This is a genomic window from Streptomyces sp. NPDC047108, from assembly GCF_040643575.1.
GTDB lineage: Bacteria > Actinomycetota > Actinomycetes > Streptomycetales > Streptomycetaceae > Streptomyces.
Map to the genome: position 1 here is coordinate 175,988 of NZ_JBEYUP010000007.1, position 16,682 is coordinate 192,669.

At 73.3% G+C, this 16,682-nt stretch carries 10 protein-coding genes; 4 read left to right on the forward strand and 6 right to left on the reverse strand.

Translation table 11 applies throughout. The features are described 5' to 3' along the window. Nucleotides 1-93 precede the first annotated feature (93 nt). Nucleotides 94-1,899, reverse strand: a complete 1,806-nt coding sequence (locus ABZ822_RS17200) for a M23 family metallopeptidase (RefSeq protein ID WP_360853820.1) — start codon at nucleotides 1,897-1,899, stop codon at nucleotides 94-96. Between the two features lie 351 nt (nucleotides 1,900-2,250). After that, nucleotides 2,251-3,144, reverse strand: coding sequence for an alpha/beta fold hydrolase (locus ABZ822_RS17205; RefSeq protein ID WP_360853823.1), 894 nt, complete (start codon nucleotides 3,142-3,144; stop codon nucleotides 2,251-2,253). Between the two features lie 244 nt (nucleotides 3,145-3,388). Here ABZ822_RS17205 and ABZ822_RS17210 point away from each other — a divergent pair, with 244 nt between their 5' ends. Continuing rightward, nucleotides 3,389-3,799, forward strand: a complete 411-nt coding sequence (locus ABZ822_RS17210; protein ID WP_360853826.1) for a cobalamin B12-binding domain-containing protein — start codon at nucleotides 3,389-3,391, stop codon at nucleotides 3,797-3,799. An 861-nt stretch (nucleotides 3,800-4,660) separates the two neighbouring features. Here the strand turns inward: ABZ822_RS17210 and ABZ822_RS17215 are convergent. Further along, complete coding sequence (locus ABZ822_RS17215) at nucleotides 4,661-6,415, reverse strand: DUF5691 domain-containing protein (protein ID WP_360853829.1); 1,755 nt, start codon at nucleotides 6,413-6,415, stop codon at nucleotides 4,661-4,663. A gap of 115 nt (nucleotides 6,416-6,530) precedes the next feature. Continuing rightward, the gene (locus ABZ822_RS17220) at nucleotides 6,531-7,961 is read right to left on the reverse strand and encodes an SWIM zinc finger family protein (RefSeq protein WP_360853832.1); all 1,431 of its coding nucleotides are present in this window, start codon (nucleotides 7,959-7,961) and stop codon (nucleotides 6,531-6,533) included. 161 nt (nucleotides 7,962-8,122) lie between these two features. Here ABZ822_RS17220 and ABZ822_RS17225 point away from each other — a divergent pair, with 161 nt between their 5' ends. The 3 genes from ABZ822_RS17225 (at nucleotide 8,123) to ABZ822_RS17235 (ending at nucleotide 13,121) form a co-directional block, all read left to right on the forward strand. Next, nucleotides 8,123-9,298, forward strand: a complete 1,176-nt coding sequence (locus ABZ822_RS17225) for an AAA family ATPase (protein ID WP_360853834.1) — start codon at nucleotides 8,123-8,125, stop codon at nucleotides 9,296-9,298. After that, on the forward strand, nucleotides 9,295-11,829 hold the full coding sequence (locus tag ABZ822_RS17230; protein ID WP_360853837.1) for a DUF5682 family protein: 2,535 nt from the start codon (nucleotides 9,295-9,297) through the stop codon (nucleotides 11,827-11,829). Before ABZ822_RS17225 ends, ABZ822_RS17230 begins: the two co-directional genes overlap by 4 nt. A 107-nt stretch (nucleotides 11,830-11,936) precedes the next feature. Further along, a complete protein-coding gene (locus ABZ822_RS17235) occupies nucleotides 11,937-13,121 on the forward strand; it encodes a VWA domain-containing protein (protein WP_360853840.1) in 1,185 nt (394 codons plus the stop codon). Nucleotides 13,122-14,171: 1,050 nt separating this feature from the next. On the opposite strand, the gene ABZ822_RS17240 is transcribed toward ABZ822_RS17235, so the two are convergent. Both ABZ822_RS17240 and ABZ822_RS17245 read right to left on the reverse strand, forming a co-directional pair. Next, nucleotides 14,172-15,047: a peptidoglycan-binding protein gene (locus ABZ822_RS17240; RefSeq protein WP_360853843.1), complete on the reverse strand. Its 876-nt coding sequence runs from the start codon at nucleotides 15,045-15,047 to the stop codon at nucleotides 14,172-14,174. 32 nt (nucleotides 15,048-15,079) lie between these two features. Continuing rightward, nucleotides 15,080-16,639, reverse strand: a complete 1,560-nt coding sequence (locus tag ABZ822_RS17245) for a DUF6519 domain-containing protein (protein ID WP_360853845.1) — start codon at nucleotides 16,637-16,639, stop codon at nucleotides 15,080-15,082. Nucleotides 16,640-16,682 lie beyond the last annotated feature (43 nt).

The window sequence follows — 16,682 nt, forward strand, 5'->3', positions numbered from 1 at the left end:
GCTCCGCGTTCATTGAAACGCGCAGGGTGCCGAGGTGGCGGATGCGGTACGGCGATGGGGGACGAAGCGGGTGGGGCGGAGAGGCCCGGTCCGTCAGCTGGGGTCGAGGCCGTGGCTGCGGAGCCAGGGCAGGGGGTCGACGGCCGAGCCGCCGCCGGGATGCACCTCGAAGTGCAGGTGCGGTCCGGTGGAGTTGCCGGAGTTGCCGGAGTACGCGATGACGGTGCCGGCCTTCACCGTGCCGGACCGGATCTTGGTGCTGCTGAGGTGGCAGTACCAGGTCTCGGTGCCGTCGGGAGCGGTGACTATGGCCATGTTGCCGTACGAGCCGTCCCACTGGGTGCGCACGGTGCCGTCGGTGGCGGCCATGACCGGGGTGCCGTAGCTGACGGGGAAGTCGATCCCGGTGTGCACGGACATCCAGTTGATGCCCGCCTGGCCGTAGTACGCGCTGAGGCCGTCCTGATCGACGGGGAGCGCGAACTTCGGCCGGAGCGCTTCCTTGCGCGCCGCTTCCGCTTCCTTGCGCTTCTTCTCCTCGAGCTGGCGCTGCTTGAGGTCGAGGCGCTCCTGCGTGCGGCTGGCGCGGTCCGCGAAGTCGTCGGCGTCCGCGGTGAGCGTCGCGAGCTGGCTGTCGAGCTTGCTGTTGGCGGCCGCCGGCTTCACGGACGACGGGTCCGGCGCTGCCTGCGTGCTCTTCGCCTCGTCGCTGCCGCCGCCGCTGACGGAGGCCGCGGCGATCCCGGCGACGCCCATGACGGCGACGGACGGAACGGCGACGGTGAGCATCGCGGAACGGCGGACCGGAGTGCGCCGGCGTCCGCGGGCGGCGGCGCCACGGCGCTGCACCGGAACGGTGGGGACGCCGTGCCCGCCCTCGATCCTCTCGGGCGCGTGCCCCTCGGACGCGTGCCCGGCACCGGCCGGGAGGTCCGTGTCCGCGTCACCGAAGTCGGCGTCACCGAAGTCGGCGCCGGCGTGGCCCGATTCGGGTGACTCGTAACCCTGCTCGTCCAACGCCTCGAAGACGGCGGTCCGTTCGGCCTCGGCGCCGTGCGGAGCCGCCTCGTACGTCTCCTGGCCGGAGAAGCCGGACGGGGCGTACGGGTCCTCGACGGCCGACGCGAAGGTTGCGGTGTCCCAGGTGCCGGTATGGGCGGTGGTGTCCCACTGTGCGGCGTCGTACTGGCCTGTGTCCTGCGTGAAGTCCGGCTGTGTGAAGTCCTGCTGCGCGAACTCCTGCTGAGCGAACTCCTGCGGGGTGAACTCCTGCTGAGCGAACTCCTGCGGGGTGAACTCCTGCTGAGCGAACTCCTGCGGGGTGAACTCCTGCGCCCCGAAGTCCTGCTGGCCCGGCAGCTGTCCGCCGAAGTCGTACGAGCCCGTGGCCCATGCTGTGGTGTCGTGGCCCGGGTCTGTCGCGCGGGCCTGGTCGGCCTGGACCTGCTCGGTGGCGTGGAGAGCGTCGGCGCCGGTGTCGAGGGACTCGACGGACGCGGGGCCGCCCTGCTGCGGGATGGTGCTGCCCCAGGCGGACGTGTCGTAACTGCCGGTCTCGTGCGAGGTGCCCGTATAGGCCCCGTACGCGTCGTAACCGTCGTAACTGCCCATCGGCGCACCCCATTGCGAGGTGTCGTACTGGCCCGAGTCGTAGGGACTCGTGCCGTACGTGCCCGTGGAGTACGTGCCGGTGCCGTACGAACCGGGCAGCGCGCCGAAGAGCGGGTCGCTGTCGTCGTAGGCCGCGGTCAGGCTGTCGAAGGTACCGGTGGAATAGCCGTCGTACCCGGCATGGCCGTTGAGGGCTCCTTGCTGGTCGTACGGTGCGTAATGCCCGTACGAACCGTCGGGAGCTTGGGCGGTCGGGGCGGAGCTGCCCGACGGGTGACGGTCGTTCACCACCAACTTCTCTTTCGCCTCGACAGCAGGAGCTGGGGGTCTGGGGACTCCCCCAGGGCGGTGCAGTGCGGCGACTGTACCCGGCGGTATGCGGCGCCGACAATCTTCGGCAGGTTTCCGGCCCTCAAGGAACGGGCATTTGGCCGCCTTTCGGCGGACTGCGTACCGGACCTTGGCCGGACGTTCGAATGTCGTTCGAGGTCGAGGGCGGGTCGCGGCTGCGGTCGCGGCGACTCCGCGGCGACTCGACGGCGACTCCGCGACGCGATGGGCGCCGGAAGGAAGCGGAACGGAAAGCGCCGGAAGACAACCCTCTTGTCCGGCCTGTCCGTTGCGTTCCTCGCGGAGGGCTCAGGCGACGGAGGCCGCCTCCGATGCGCCGCCGTTGGAGGCCGCCGCGTCGAGCGCCTCGCGGATGCCCGCCGCCACGGCGCCGTGCACCGGCAGGGCCAGGTGCCCGATGCCGCTGACTTGCACGTTCTGCGCGATCAGGTCCGGGTGCTGGACCTGGGCGGTCTCCAGCGGTGCCATGAGCTGGTCCAGATCGCTCCAGAAGCTCACGAAGTGCGTGGTGCATCCCGCCGCGGGCTGGGCCAGTTCCTCGATGACGTCGGAGTCCGGCCGCATCTGGCGCACGATGGGGTGTGCGGACAGCAGCGGCACCGCGCGCGTGCCGGCGTGCGGCGTGCCGAGCGTGACCAGGGTGCGGATGCGGACGTCTCCGCCGAGGCGCTGGACGTAGTAGCGCGCGATCAGCCCGCCGAGGCTGTGCCCCACCACGTCCACCTTGGTGTGGCCGGTCCGCTCGCAGACCTCCTCGATGTGCTTGCCGAGCAGGGAGGCCGCGGCGCGGATGTCACAGCTCAGCGGCGAATAGTTGAGCGCTTCGACGTGATCCCAGCCGTGCTGGCGCAGGGAGCGGCGCAGGAGGACGAAGACCGAGCGGTTGTCGATGAAGCCGTGCAGGAGCAGCACGGGCACCCGGGCGGCGCGCGGGGAGCCGTCCGCGGGCAGAAGGGGCGTTTCGGGCGTATGGGCCGTAGCGGCCTCGGAGGGCCCCGCTCCGGGGGTGTCGTCGGGCCCGGCGGGCTGCGTGGGCGTAGGCACCGCGGGCGGGGTCTCCTGAATCACGCCCGTGGGGTAGAGCACCGCGTGCCCGGCGAGGATCGCCAGGTCCAGAGCCGTTGCCTTGATGAACGCGGCAGAGGGGCGGAGAAGACTCGGAAGAAAGGGCAAGGCCCTCATGACCGACCTCCCGACCGGCACGTGAGGAGGACGGTGGCTCCGTCCCCCGTGTGCCCTCACGGAGAGCCCGATTGTGTGGGAAAGGCCGGTGCGGCTCGCCCCCGGCCTTGGCGGCTCTCCTGCAAAACGTGTCCCTGGTGTGATTTCCCCCTCGGCCGCCTCCGCAAAACTGCCCCGTGAGGGATGCTGGGGATAACGTTCGTTCACGCATGCGTGTGGTGACCCTGAGGTACTGGAGGCTGGGATGGGTGTATCGGGTCCGATCCGCGTGGTTGTGGCCAAGCCAGGGCTCGACGGTCACGACCGTGGAGCCAAGGTCATCGCGCGGGCTCTGCGCGATGCGGGCATGGAAGTGATCTACACCGGTCTGCACCAGACCCCCGAGCAGATCGTCGACACGGCGATCCAGGAGGACGCGGACGCGATCGGCCTGTCCATCCTGTCCGGCGCGCACAACACGCTCTTCGCGAAGGTCCTGGAGCTCCTGAAGGAGCGCGAGGCCGAGGACATCAAGGTCTTCGGAGGCGGCATCATCCCCGAGGACGACATCGCCCCGCTGAAGCGGCTCGGGGTCGCCGCGATCTTCACGCCCGGCACCACCACGACCGACGTCGTGGACTGGGTCCGTGCCAACGTGCGGGAGCTCGCCGCGTAGCGCATCCTGGAGTGCCGAGCCGTTCCCGGCGCTGCCGGAGTACGGCGGCCGCGGTGCGTGAGCGTGCTGGGTGCGTCCACGCGCCGGTCCGGCCGACCGGCCGCGGTCCGTGCTCGCCACGGACCGGGTGAGCGCGCCGGAGACGGCTCGCGGGCCCTCGGCGGTGACGGTGGTCCCGGCGCTTGCCGGGGCCGGCGGTCGTGGTCACGGCGGGGTGGCAGTCGCAGGCTCGCGGGCCTCGGGGAATCGACGGAAGCGGAGCCCGACTCCCTGTGGAGCCCCGGAGCCGCCTCCCGGTCGAACCCACGGAGTCCGTCTCCCTCTGGAGCCCCCGGAGTCCGTCTCCCAGTTGAGCCCCCGGAGTCCGTACGTTGTCCGGAGGCCGCCGGACCTCTGAACCCGCGCCGGGCCTGGACGCCTTCCGAATCCCGGAGACCGGGCCGTATCGGGCTTCACGGGATCCCCCAGGCCGCCGCACCCGGACTTCAGGGGGGTTGCGGCGGCTCCTTCCCCGTGTGACGAGGTTCGGCGCGGCCCCGGTGCCTCCGGTGGCCCGGCTGTTGCCGGTGTCCGGGTGGGTCCCTTCTCGGCCCGGCTGTCCGGCTGTCCGGGCTGTCCGGGGCTGTTCGCGTTGGCCCGGGTGGTCCCGCTGCCCCGGCTGCTACGGGTGGTCGGGCCTCCGAGTGCTCACGCTGTCCCGGCTGTTGCCGGTGCGCGGGTGGTCCCGGGGACGCGGAGCGGCGGAGACGGTCTCCTGGGCCGGACACCCTCTCCCGCGGCGCTGATCCTCTACCGTGACGGGGTCCGCGAGCGCCCCCACGGTGCGTTCGCGGGCCCCGTCCACCGGGCGGAGCGACGGTCTCAGGCGCATGGCGTCCCGGACGGTTCCGGGCCGGTCCCGGAGTCGTCCTCCAGTTCCCGGTGCATGGCGGCGCGGAGACGGAGCGTGCCGACGAGCCGCTGGAACGCCTCGGACCAATAGCCGCCCGCGCCAGGGGAGGCGCCCTCCGCCTCGTCAGGTGTCGCCGTCAGCAACTCCAGGCGGTCGGCCTGGTCCGGATCCAGGCAGCGCTCGGCGAGGCCCATCACACCGCTGAAACTCCAGGGGTAGCTGCCCGCGTCACGGGCGATGTCGAGCGCGTCCACCACCGCCCGGCCCAGGGGCGCCGCCCACGGAACCGCGCAGACCCCGAGCAGCTGAAAGGCTTCCGAGAGGCCGTGCGCGGCGATGAACTCCGCGACCCACGCGGCCCGTTCGTCCCGTTCCAGCGCGGCGAGCAGCTTCGCACGTTCGCCGAGGGAGGCGGCCGCGGTCGTCGGCCCGGCGGTGGCACCGGGCGCACCCAGCAGCGCCCGCGACCACGCGGGGTCGCGCTGCCGCACCGCCGCACGGCACCACGCCGCGTGCAGGTCGGCCTGCCAGTCCTCGGTGACGGGCAACTCCACGATCTCCGCGGGTGCCAGGCCGCTGAACTGCTCCTGCCAGCAGGACAGCGGCGCGGCCTCGACGAGCTGCCCCAGCCACCAGGCCCGCTCGCCGCACCCGGCCGGTGGCTTCGGTGTGACGCCGTCGCGCTGCATCTCCGCGTCGCAAGCCCGCGGCGGATCGACGCCGATGCGGGGCCTGCGGCCCGTGCCGTCCAGCGTGACGCAGGCGGAGGCACGCTCGGCCATGCGCGCGGCGAGGGCGGATCCGGGGAGCGCGGACAGCAACTCGGCGGCGGTCGCCCTGACGTTGCGGCTGCGGTCCGTCAATGCCTGTTCGAGGAACGGCTCGTCGCCGGTGGAGAGCCCGGTACGCAGCGAGTCGACGAACATCAGCCGGTCCTCGGCCCGTTCGCGTGCCCAGGTGGAGCCGAGCAGGGTGAGGGCGGCGGCCGGATCGTGGCGCCGCAGGGCGGTCAGGAGCGCGACCCGCTCGGCGAACAGGCCCTCCTGCCAGAGCTGTTGAGTCCGCCGGGCCGAGCCGGGGCCCTCGGTCGCTGGGCCGGCGGTTTCGGGATCGCCCCCCGATGCCTCGCCCCTCGCGGGATCGCCCTCCGCGGGGGCGTCTGAGCGAGGGCCGCCGGAACCGGGGCTCGGCACGGAGCCTGCCGCGGTCCCGCGGAGTGCGAACTTCCAGTCCGGGTTGAGCCCTGCCAGCCACAGGGCGCGGGGACCTCCGAGAACGAGTGCTTCGTGCCGCAGATCCGTACGGGACCGGGCGGCGTCGAGGAGCGCGGGCAGAAGCGCGTCCGGGGCGCGGTAGCCGTGGCGGTTCGCGGCGGTGAGCCACTGGGGGAGGAGTTCGGTCAGGTCGGGTGCCGTGCCGCGGCGGCCTCCGCCGCTGCGCGACCCGGCGGTGCGGTCGGCCAGGAACGAGGCCAGACGGCGGCGGGCGGCGGGCGGCAGCGTCGCCCTCGTGTCCCGCGGGGCCGGTGCCGGCCGGGGGCCCGCCGCGGCAGGCCGGAGGCCCGCCCGCCGCCGTACGGTGCTGAGCGCGGCGCTGTCGAGCAGCGCGGCCGCCGGCTCCCGGCCCGGCCGTGCCACGGGCGGCCTGCGCCGCTCGGTTCCCAGGAGCGCGGTACTGACCAGCGCCTCCCAGGAGGGAGCGGGGTGTTCGGTGCTCGTGGTCATGCGTCCCCCTCGTTCCGTCTGTCACTGATGTGGTCCACGTCGCCGCGTGCCGGGGACGCGGGCCGAACTCCGGTCGCCCCGAGGGGCGTTCGGCCCCCGCCGCGGGCTCGGCCCGTCACAACGGGACCGCGTCCGGCGCGTCGGCCGGCCACGCCGTCAGGGGCGTGAATCCACGGTGGCCGCATTCGCCGAACACGGTCAGCGGGGCGCCGCCCGAGACCGCGGCGAGCTTCCACAAGCCGGAACGGTTCAGGCAGCGCGGGTCCACCGGGAGGGCTTCGTCGCCCGCGGCGTCGGCGAGCTGCCAGCCGTGGGCCGCGGGTATCGGGACGACGTCCGACAGCACGACCGGCCACGCGTCCAGCCAGGGGTCGTCGCGGACAGCGTCCCCGTACGCCGACAGGGCCGCGCCGACCGTGGAGCCCGGCGGCGGGCCGCCCGGTGCCGCCGGTGCCGGAGGGGCGAACTGCGCGCCCACGGCGGCGCGGAGCGGCCGTGAGCCGGGGTAGAAGGTGAGGTCGGCGTCCAGGGCGAGCCCGGTGGGCAGGACGAGTTCGGGGGCATGCCCGGCCGCGCCGTACGAGAGCAGCAGCGCCTCCCGGCGCGACCGCTCGCCCCGCAGCCAGATACGCCGCGTGGTCAGCGCGCCGTCCTCGCTGTCCCGCATACCGAGGACCAGCCAGCGGTCGCGCAGCCCTCCGCCCTCGGAGGCCAGGAGGTCGGCCTTGTCCGTCGTCACGCCGACCCGCGAGCGGACGGTCGCGGCGAGAGGGCCGGGCAGCCGGGAGATGCCGAGGAAGCCCTCGTTGAGCAGGTGCAGCAGGGCGCACTCCTCCAGCAGCCGCCCCGGCCAGCCGTCGCCCGAGGCGGGTACGGCTCCCAACTCCCGTACGCGGGAGGCCAGGCCGGGTGCCTGCGCGTCCACCATGCGGGCCGCCGTCTCGTCCCAGGCCGCATACCCGGTGCGCTCGGCTCCGGCGAGCCCGCCCCGCAGCAGATCGGCCAGGCGCTGCTCCAACTCGGTCGCGCCCGCCGTGATCCGCTCCGCGCGGCGCTCGGCGCGACGCCTGGCCGCCTCGGGGTCGGAACCCCGGCCGCCGCCCGCGTCCGCAGGCGCGGACTCGGCCCGGCGGGCGGCGCGCTGTCTCCGGCCGTCGAGCCAGGTGGCCGCCCACTCCGGCGGCCGCTCCCCGTCCGGCACGGCCGAGGGGCCCTCGGCCCACAGGAGCAGCAGACCCAACGCGTGCTTGCACGGGAACTTGCGGCTCGGGCAACTGCACTTGTACCCGGGCAGGGTGGCGGACGCCGACGCCGCTTCCGCCCCGTCTCCTTCCCCCTCGCCGCCCCGGCCGGCGTGGATCGCCACCACCGTCTGGTACGGCTTCTTCCCGCTCCCCTTGCACAGCCCCCACACCGCGCCGTCCCCCGCGCTCGCACCGGACCACGGGCCGAGCACGCCGAGCTTGATTCCCGCGCTGTGTGATGCGGCGTCAGGAGCCAGTGCCAGCACCTGATCCGCCGTCCAGCGCTCCCCCATTCCAGTCATGGACCGAAAGCTACGACCCGCCACTGACAAACGCCCCTGAGATGCGAATACGAGGTGCGGTCCGGCGGGGAGCGACCGCAGTGACGAGGCGTTGTCAGTGGCGTGGTGCACGGTTGATGGAACGTCATGCGCCAAGCGCAGCCACGCGATGAGGGGGAGCCGTGACAACGACTGTCACCGCCACGGAAACGACCACCGGACCGACGGCGGAAGCAACCGCCGGAGCGAGCACCGGCGAGGCCGCGTCCACCACCGGTGCCCCGGCACTCCGGCCGCACGCCGAGGACGCGTTCGCCGACGAACTGAAGGCACTCGCCGCCGCCGACGACCGCCCGCGCCCCGCCCGTTGGCGGCTGTCGCCCTGGGCCGTCTCGACCTATCTGCTCGGCGGCACCCTGCCGGACGGCACCGTGATCACACCCAAGTACGTCGGTCCGCGCCGCATCGTCGAGGTGGCCGTGACCACCCTGGCCACCGACCGCGCCCTGCTCCTGCTCGGCGTCCCGGGCACGGCCAAGACCTGGGTGTCCGAGCATCTGGCCGCGGCCGTCAGCGGCGACTCGACGCTTCTCGTCCAGGGCACGGCGGGGACCCCGGAGGAAGCCCTGCGCTACGGCTGGAACTACGCCCGGTTGCTCGCCGAGGGCCCCAGCCGCGCCGCGCTCGTCCCCAGCCCGATGATGCGGGCCATGGCGGAGGGCATGACAGCCCGCGTCGAGGAGCTGACCCGTATCCCGGCGGACGTGCAGGACTCGCTCATCACGGTGCTGTCCGAGAAGACGCTGCCGATCCCGGAGCTCGGCGAGGAGGTCCAGGCGGTCCGCGGCTTCAACGTCATCGCCACCGCCAACGACCGCGACCGCGGTGTCAACGAGCTGTCCAGCGCGCTGCGCCGCCGGTTCAACACGGTGGTGCTCCCGCTCCCGGCGACGCCCGAGGCCGAACTCGACATCGTGTCCCGCCGCGTCGAGCAGATCGGCCGGTCCCTCGACCTCCCGGCGGCGCCGGACGGGGTCGACGAGATCCGGCGGGTCGTCACGGTCTTCCGCGAGCTCCGGGACGGGGCGACCGCCGACGGCCGTACGAAGCTCAAGTCGCCCTCCGGCACGCTCTCGACGGCCGAGGCGATCTCCGTCGTCACGAACGGCCTGGCGCTGGCGGCCCACTTCGGCGACGGCATGCTCCGCGCCGGCGATGTGGCGGCGGGCATCCTCGGCGCCGTCGTCCGCGACCCGGCCGCCGACCGCGTCGTCTGGCAGGAGTACCTGGAGACGGTGGTGCGCGAGCGGGACGGGTGGAAGGACTTCTACCGCGCGTGCCGTGAGGTGTCGGAGTGACGGCGCGTACGGACGCGCCCGCGCCGGGCGGGGACTCTTGTGAGCCGTTGCTGCTGGGGGTGCGGCACCACGGACCCGGATCCGCCCGGGCCGTGCGCGACGTCCTGGACCGGCACCGGCCGCCGGCCGTGCTCATCGAGGGCCCTCCCGAGGCGGACACCCTCGTCGAGTTGGCAGGAGACCCGGGCATGCGGCCCCCCGTCGCGCTGCTCGCGCACGTGGCCGACGACCCGGCCCGCTCCGCGTTCTGGCCGCTCGCCGAGTTCTCGCCCGAGTGGGTGGCGATCCACTGGGCCGTCACCCACGGCGTGCCGGTCCGCTTCATCGACCTCCCCGCCGCGCACACCCTCGCCATGAACGAACGGAGCGCGGACAGCGCTCCCGACGATGCGGGAGAGCCGACAACTCTTCCCGGAGAGGACGGGGGAGAAGCGGCCCGGCTGCGTATCGACCCGCTCGGCGTGCTCGCCGAGACCGCCGGATACGACGATCCGGAGCGCTGGTGGGAGGACGTCGTCGAGCACCGCGTCCCCCGGCATGCCGCGGGCGTGATCTCCTCCGCGGGGAGGGGCGTCGATGCTCCAGAGGGTGTCACCGCCGGCGCGAACGCAGACGGGGCGTCCGCCGGGGACGACGGTTCCCTGGCCGCGTTCCGGGCGCTCGCCGACGCCATGGGCGCTCTGCGCGCCGCCTACGGGGACGGCGGCCACGAGCGCGACGCCGTCCGCGAGGCCCATATGCGACTGCGGATCCGCGACGCCCGGCGGGAGTTCGGGGACGGCCTCGCGGTCGTCTGCGGCGCCTGGCACGTACCGGCACTGACCCACCGCACCACCGTGACCGCCGACCGGCAGATCCTCAGGGGACTGCCGAAGGCCAGGACCGAGATGACATGGGTCCCGTGGACCCACCGCAGGCTGGCCCGGCACACGGGTTACGGCGCGGGCATCACCTCGCCGGGCTGGTACGGGCATCTCTTCGCGGCCCCGGACCGCCCCGTCGAGCGCTGGATGACGAAGGTCGCGGGCTTCCTCAGGGACGAGGGCCGGTCCGTTTCGTCGGCCCATGTCATCGAGGCCGTACGGCTCGCCGAGTCCCTTGCCGCGATGCGTGGCCGACCCCTCGCCGGGCTCGGCGAGACCACCGACGCGATCCTTGCCGTGATGTGCGAGGGGTCGGACGTGCCGCTGGCGCTCGTCCAGGACCGGCTGGTCGTCGGCGATGAGCTGGGCGAGGTGCCGGACACCGCGCCCGCCGTCCCGCTGCAGCGCGATCTCACGCGGACGCAGCGGTCGTTGCGGCTCAAGCCGGAGGCGGCGGAGCGCGAACTCGAGCTCGACCTCCGCAAGGACACCGACGCCGGGCGCAGCCGCTTGCTCCACCGGCTGCGGATCCTGGGCATCGCCTGGGGCGAACCGGTCCGCTCACGCGGCGCACTCGGCACCTTCCGGGAGACCTGGCGGCTGGCCTGGGAACCGGAGTTGTCGGTGCGCGTGGCCGAGGCCGGGGTGTGGGGGACGACGGTGGTCGGCGCCGCCACGGCCAAGGCCGGGTCGGACGCGACGACGGCCGGTTCGCTCGCCGACGTCACGGCGCTCGCGGAGCTGTGTCTGCTCGCCGGGCTCCCTGACGCCCTGCCGCTCGTCATGCGGGTCCTCGCCGACCGGGCCGCCCTCGACGCGGACGTCGGCCATCTCGCCCAGGCCCTGCCCGCGTTGGTCCGCTCGGTGCGGTACGGCGACGTGCGCGGCACGGACGGGGCGGGCCTCACCGATGTGGCCATGGGACTGGCCGAGCGCGTCTTCGTGGGTCTCCCGCCGGCCTGTGCCGGGCTCGACGCCGACGGTGCGGCCGAGATGCGCGGGCATCTGGACTCCGTCCACACGGCGGTCGGCCTCCTGGCCGACACGGCGCACGTGGGCGGCGGAGCCACCCCGGCTGGGGGCGACAGGGCCGAGCGAACCACCGAGCCCGCCCTGCGCGACCGGTGGGCCGCGGTGCTGCGCGGCCTCTCCGGCCGGGACGGCGTCGCCGGGCTGATCAGGGGAAGGGCCGCGCGGCTGCTGCTGGACGACGCCCGCCTCGGGGAGGACGAGGCGGCGCGCCACATGGGCCTCGCGCTGTCGCCGGGCACGGCTCCCGCCGAAGCGGCGGCGTGGATCGACGGGTTCGTGGGCGGGGGCGCGGGCGGCGGCATGCTGCTGGTTCACGACGAGCGGCTGCTGGGGCTCGTCGACTCCTGGCTGACGAGCGTCACGTCCGACGCCTTCACGGACGTACTGCCGCTGCTGCGGCGGACGTTCTCCGCCTACGAGCCGGGCGTACGGCGCACGCTCGGCGAACTCGTCCGCCGCGGGCCCGCCCTGCCCGGCGGGACGGGCGCGGGCACCGCGGGCGGCTCCGGCGCGGCGGACGGGACCGTACCCGGCTTCGGCCCCGGTCTCGACGCCGCCCGCGCCGACGCGGTGCTGCCGACGCTGCGGCTGCTGCTGGGACTGGACGACAACGACCTTGCGGGGGTGCCTGGATGAGCCACGACACGATGCCTGTGCGGCGACCGCCCGCCGACGCGGACGGGGGGCCGGGGGGTCCCGGGGGTCCTGGGGATCGCGGGGATCGCGGGGGTGGTGCGGGCCCGGTGTCCGTACCGTCCGATGCTCCCGACGCCGCGGAGGAGCGGCTGAGGCGGTGGAGGCTGGTGCTCGGCGGCGGGGAGGCCGACAGCGGGCTGTGCACGCTCGGCGGCCGGGACGCGGCCATGGACGGGACCCTGGAAGCCCTCTACGGCAAGGGAGGCGCTACGGCGGGAACCGGCCGGAACAGCGGCAGCCGGTCGGCGGGCCTGGGCGGTTCCGCACCCCGGGTGGCACGCTGGCTGGGGGACATCCGTACCTACTTCCCGTCCTCCGTCGTGCAGGTCATGCAGCGCGACGCCATCGACCGGCTCGGACTGTCCTCCCTGCTCCTGGAACCGGAGATGCTGGAGGCCGTCGAGGCGGACGTCCATCTCGTCGGCACGCTGCTGTCCCTCAACAAGGCCATGCCCGACGCGACCAAGGAGACGGCCCGCGCCGTCGTCCGCAAGGTCGTCCAGGACCTGGAGAAGCGGCTGGCGACCCGCACGCGGGCCACCCTCACCGGAGCGCTCGACCGTTCGGCCAGGACGAGCCGTCCGCGCCACCGGGACATCGACTGGGACCGCACGATCCGGGCCAACCTCAAGAACTACCTCCCGGAGCACCGCACCGTCGTGCCCGAGCGGCTCGTCGGGTACGGACGGGCCACGCAGGGCGTGAAGAAGGACGTGGTGCTCTGCATCGACCAGTCCGGGTCGATGGCCGCCTCCGTCGTCTACGCCTCGGTCTTCGGCGCGGTGCTGGCCTCGATGCGGTCCATCGCCACACGCCTGGTCGTCTTCGACACGGCGGTCGTCGACCTCACCGACCAGCTCGACGATCCGGTGGATGTCCTGTTCGGCACGCAGCTCGGCGGCGGCACCGACATCAACCGCGCGCTGGCCTACTGCCAGTCGCGGATCACCCGCCCCGCGGACACGGTCGTCGTGCTCATCAGCGACCTCTACGAGGGCGGCATACGGGACGAGATGCTGAAGCGGGTCGCGGCGATGAAGGCGTCCGGCGTGCAGTTCGTGACGCTGCTCGCGCTGTCGGACGAGGGTGCGCCCGCGTACGACCGGGAGCACGCCGCGGCGCTCGCGGCCCTCGGCGCGCCCGCGTTCGCGTGCACGCCCGATCTCTTCCCGGAGGTGATGGCCGCGGCGATCGAGAGGCGACCGCTGCCCGTCCCGGACGCGGGTGGGTGAGGACGGTCCGCTGAGGGTGCGTGCGGCACCTGCCGCGGAGAGGGGCCTAGCCGCCGGGTGTTGGGAGCCTGAGCCTGAGTGTTGGGGGTGGAGAGCCGGGCGGGGGCAGGAGCGCGGTGGTGCCCGAGCGGGGGCCCAGGGGTGGGGCTCGGGTTGTCGCCGGGGTGCGGGCCGGTGCGTGGGTTTTGAGCATGCGGGCCGGGAGGAGGTCGGCTGGGCTGGGTGTCCGGCGGTGGTCGTCGTGTGGTGGCGCTTGGAGCTGTTCGCATGGCGCGGTGTCTCCCGGGGTGCTGTTGTCGGAATGCTTGACTTGTGGCAAGCATTTTCACAACGGGTGTCCGGGCGGCCCGGGTTGGTCCAGGCCGTGGGTGGCTTTGGCTGGTCCCCGGCTCGTGCTTCGGGTTCTGGGTGTCCGGCGGTGGTCGTCGTGTGGTGGCGCTTGTAGCTGTTCGCATGGCGCGGTGTCTCCCGGGGTGCTGTTGTCGGAATGCTTGACTTGTGGCAAGCATTTTCACAACGGGTGCCCGGGCGGCCCGGGTTGGTCCAGGCCGTGGGTGGCTTTGGCTGGTCCCCGGCTCGTGCTTCGGGTTCTGGGTGTCCGGCTGCGGTCGTCGTGTGGTGGCGCTTGGAGCTGTTCGCATGGCGCGGTGTCTCCCGGGGTGCTGTTGTCGGAATGCTTGACTTGAGGCAAGCATTTTCACAACGGGTGCCCGGGCGACCCGGGTTGGCCCAGGCCCTTGGTGACCTTGGCCGGTCCCCGGCCCTTGTTTGGGTGGGGGCCGGTCATCGGATCCCTCGGGGGCCCGATGCTCGGTCTTGCGCCGGAGGCGCGAGATGAAGCCGCAAGGTGTCGGACGGCGTCAGTCCAGCGAGCCCGCTGTGAACCCGCCGTGCGCCGCTGCCCGGTCAGCCGGTCGCCGGACCCTCCGGCCGTCGCTTCCGGAGCAGCACGCCCGCCGGGCCCCAACTGGCGCCGCGGCGCCCGGCAGTCACCGTCACGGAGGCTCGTGGCGGAGATCCTGGCGGCGCGGCGCCGTCACGCCGTTCCCGCTACACGTTCGGGACCTTCAGCTTGTCCCAGCTCGTCTTCCCCGGGATGCCGTCCGCGTCCGAGCCCGAGTAGCCGAGTTTGCGCTGCCAGGCCGCGTAGGACTTCTTGTCCGCGTTCGTCCACTCGGGACCCGGCCCGACCTCGTAGCGGCCGCAGCCCTCGGCGACGAGCCGCTTGCCCATCGCCGTGATGATCTTGCTGTTGCGGCCCTCGCGGAAGAACGAGGCGCCCGGGAAGGGCTCGTACTTGGGCGGCGCCGGCGGATCCGTCGGGCCCTCCGGGTCGCGGCCGAGCCGCTTCGCGATCCGGTCGCGCATCGACTTCATGGTGAAGCCGCGCGGGTCCTGCTTGCCCGGCTGCCACTCCAGGTGGCCGATCACGGACTTGTGCGTCCAGCCGTGGGCGCGGCAGAGGGCTGCCGACGCCTTCTCTATCGCGAGCTTCTGCTTCTCGGGCCACGGGTCGTCCCCGTCGCCGAGGTTGATGCACTCGAAGCCGTAGAAGTGCCGGTTGCCGTCCGTATCCGCCTCGTTGTCGGGGGGCAGGTCGGACTCGTTGATGACGGCGCGCAGCACGTCGCCGTCGCCGAGTCCGGCGTGGTTGGCGCGGCCGTTGCCGACCAGCCACACCTCGCCCGCCTTGTCGATGACCCCCATGCACAGGGGTCCCGGCAGCGCCGAGTGCCCGTCGTAGCAGAGGTCGACGGAGTTGCTCGTGCCCTTGGTGACGGTGTGGTGGATCATCACGCCGTTCACCGGTCCCCAGGGGCCCTTGTGATTGCGGTTGTGCGTACGCCAGCTGCGGTACTCGTGGACCACCAGTCCCTCGTCGCGCAGGACTTTGACGATTCGGGACGCGCTCAGGGGCGTGGCCATCGTGTCTCCTTCGGTGTCGGTTCAGATGTGGACTACTGCTGTTGACCCGCCTCCTCCTCCGCGTCCGCTCCCGCCGCCTCGCGTGCTTCCGTTTCCGCTGCCGCCGCGGATTCCGCGGCCAGCACTTCGTCGTTCGCCGCCGGGACCGGAGCGGCCAACGGCCCGAAGGACTGCCGCAGGTCGGGCTCCGTCCTTTCGCCCAGCACCCACGCCAGAGGCGCGTAGTGGGCCTGGACCCCGAGCGGGGCCTGCAGCAGCGGCTTGCGGGCCGCGTTCACCGGCCATTCCACGGCGCCCGTCGCGGTGCGCGCGGGGATCAGCCAGTAGTCCCCTGACCTATACGTACCCTCCGCAGCGAAATAGACCTCGACACCGTCCTCGAGAGGAAGCCAACGGCCCTCTTCGAGTCGGAGTGCGCCGTGCTTCAGTCCTGCGGCTGCGCCCCCCTTGCCCCGGCGCGCCCCCTCCTGGTGGTCCCAGCGGCGCAGGTACGGGTGCAGTTCCGGACGCCGTCCGACGCCCGGCTCGGGCTCGCCGGACAGCCTCACCCGCCGCCCCGGCAGGTCGAGTTCCTCGACGCGCAGCAGCGGCAGGGCGTCCCCGCGGCTGCTGTACGCGGTGTCGACGAACTCCACGCGGTCGCCCACGTGGAGGTCGAGCTTGTCGTCGGCGCCGAGCGAGGCCAGCTCCACCCAGGTGCCGTCCAGACCGTCGACGGGGAAGACCACCGAGCCGTTCTCCCGCGACCACTTGAAGGTCGCGTCCTTCGCGGAGCCGCCGTCGTGGACCTCGACGCGGTAGAGCTGGTTCTCCGGCCCCCGGTAGCGGGCGTCCGGGCTGACCAGGCACGGGTCCTCGTCGGCGTGGTCCGGCCGCTCGCTGCGCGCGGCGAGGCGCGACCCGGGCCGCTCCTGCTCCGCCGCCCACCGCGCGAACGCCTGGCGTACGGAGTCCTTGCGGCCGTCGCCGTCCTCCAGGTCCAGCTTCGAGCCCTCCAGCGCCAGCACCTGCCAGACGACCTTGGTACGGGCCGCGGTGTCGGGCAGCGCCGAGCCGAGCGCCACCTCGCGCAGCACCGGGTCCTCGGCGGCCGTCACCAGCCGCTCCCACACCTTGAGATAGACCAGGAACGGGAAGCCGGACGGCAGCCGGTCGGCAGGGCGCTCCGGGTCGCGGAACCCGTCGGGCTGGTCCCAGTAGCGCCAGGTCGCGGGTGGCTCCGGCGCGGACGGGGTGGCATCGGCGCCCCCTTCCGCGCCGTCGTCCTCCGCGGCGGGCTCGTCCTCGACGGCGGTGGCGGGCCGCGGGCGGGTCGCGTCGACGAGGATGCCGTCGACGTAGTAGCGGCCGCCGCCGATGGACAGGTCGTCCAACTCGCTCTTGCCGCCGATGAATTCGATGCCGAAGCCGAGTGCCCCGGCCGGTCCGCCGTGCTGCCCGATGAGGTCACGGGCGATCGTACGGGCCTGGTGGAGCTGGATGGCCGCCTGCTCGTTGGCGTCGGCGTCGAGCTGGACGCGGCCCTGCTGGGCCACCACCGCCGAGTAGTTCCGCTCCGGCCGGAAGGTGAAGCGGGAGAGATCTGCGTGCATGGGAAGAGGTCCCCCTCGAATGGTTCGGATCCGCGGTGTACGG

Bases quoted from the DNA above. Each gene is read 5' to 3' on its own strand.
- ABZ822_RS17205 (WP_360853823.1), bottom strand. From the start codon at position 3,144: ATGAGGGCCTTGCCCTTTCTTCCGAGTCTTCTCCGCCCCTCTGCCGCG.
- ABZ822_RS17210 (WP_360853826.1), top strand. From the start codon at position 3,389: ATGGGTGTATCGGGTCCGATCCGCGTGGTTGTGGCCAAGCCAGGGCTC.
- ABZ822_RS17215 (WP_360853829.1), bottom strand. From the start codon at position 6,415: ATGACCACGAGCACCGAACACCCCGCTCCCTCCTGGGAGGCGCTGGTC.
- ABZ822_RS17220 (WP_360853832.1), bottom strand. From the start codon at position 7,961: ATGACTGGAATGGGGGAGCGCTGGACGGCGGATCAGGTGCTGGCACTG.
- ABZ822_RS17240 (WP_360853843.1), bottom strand. From the start codon at position 15,047: ATGGCCACGCCCCTGAGCGCGTCCCGAATCGTCAAAGTCCTGCGCGAC.
- ABZ822_RS17245 (WP_360853845.1), bottom strand. From the start codon at position 16,639: ATGCACGCAGATCTCTCCCGCTTCACCTTCCGGCCGGAGCGGAACTAC.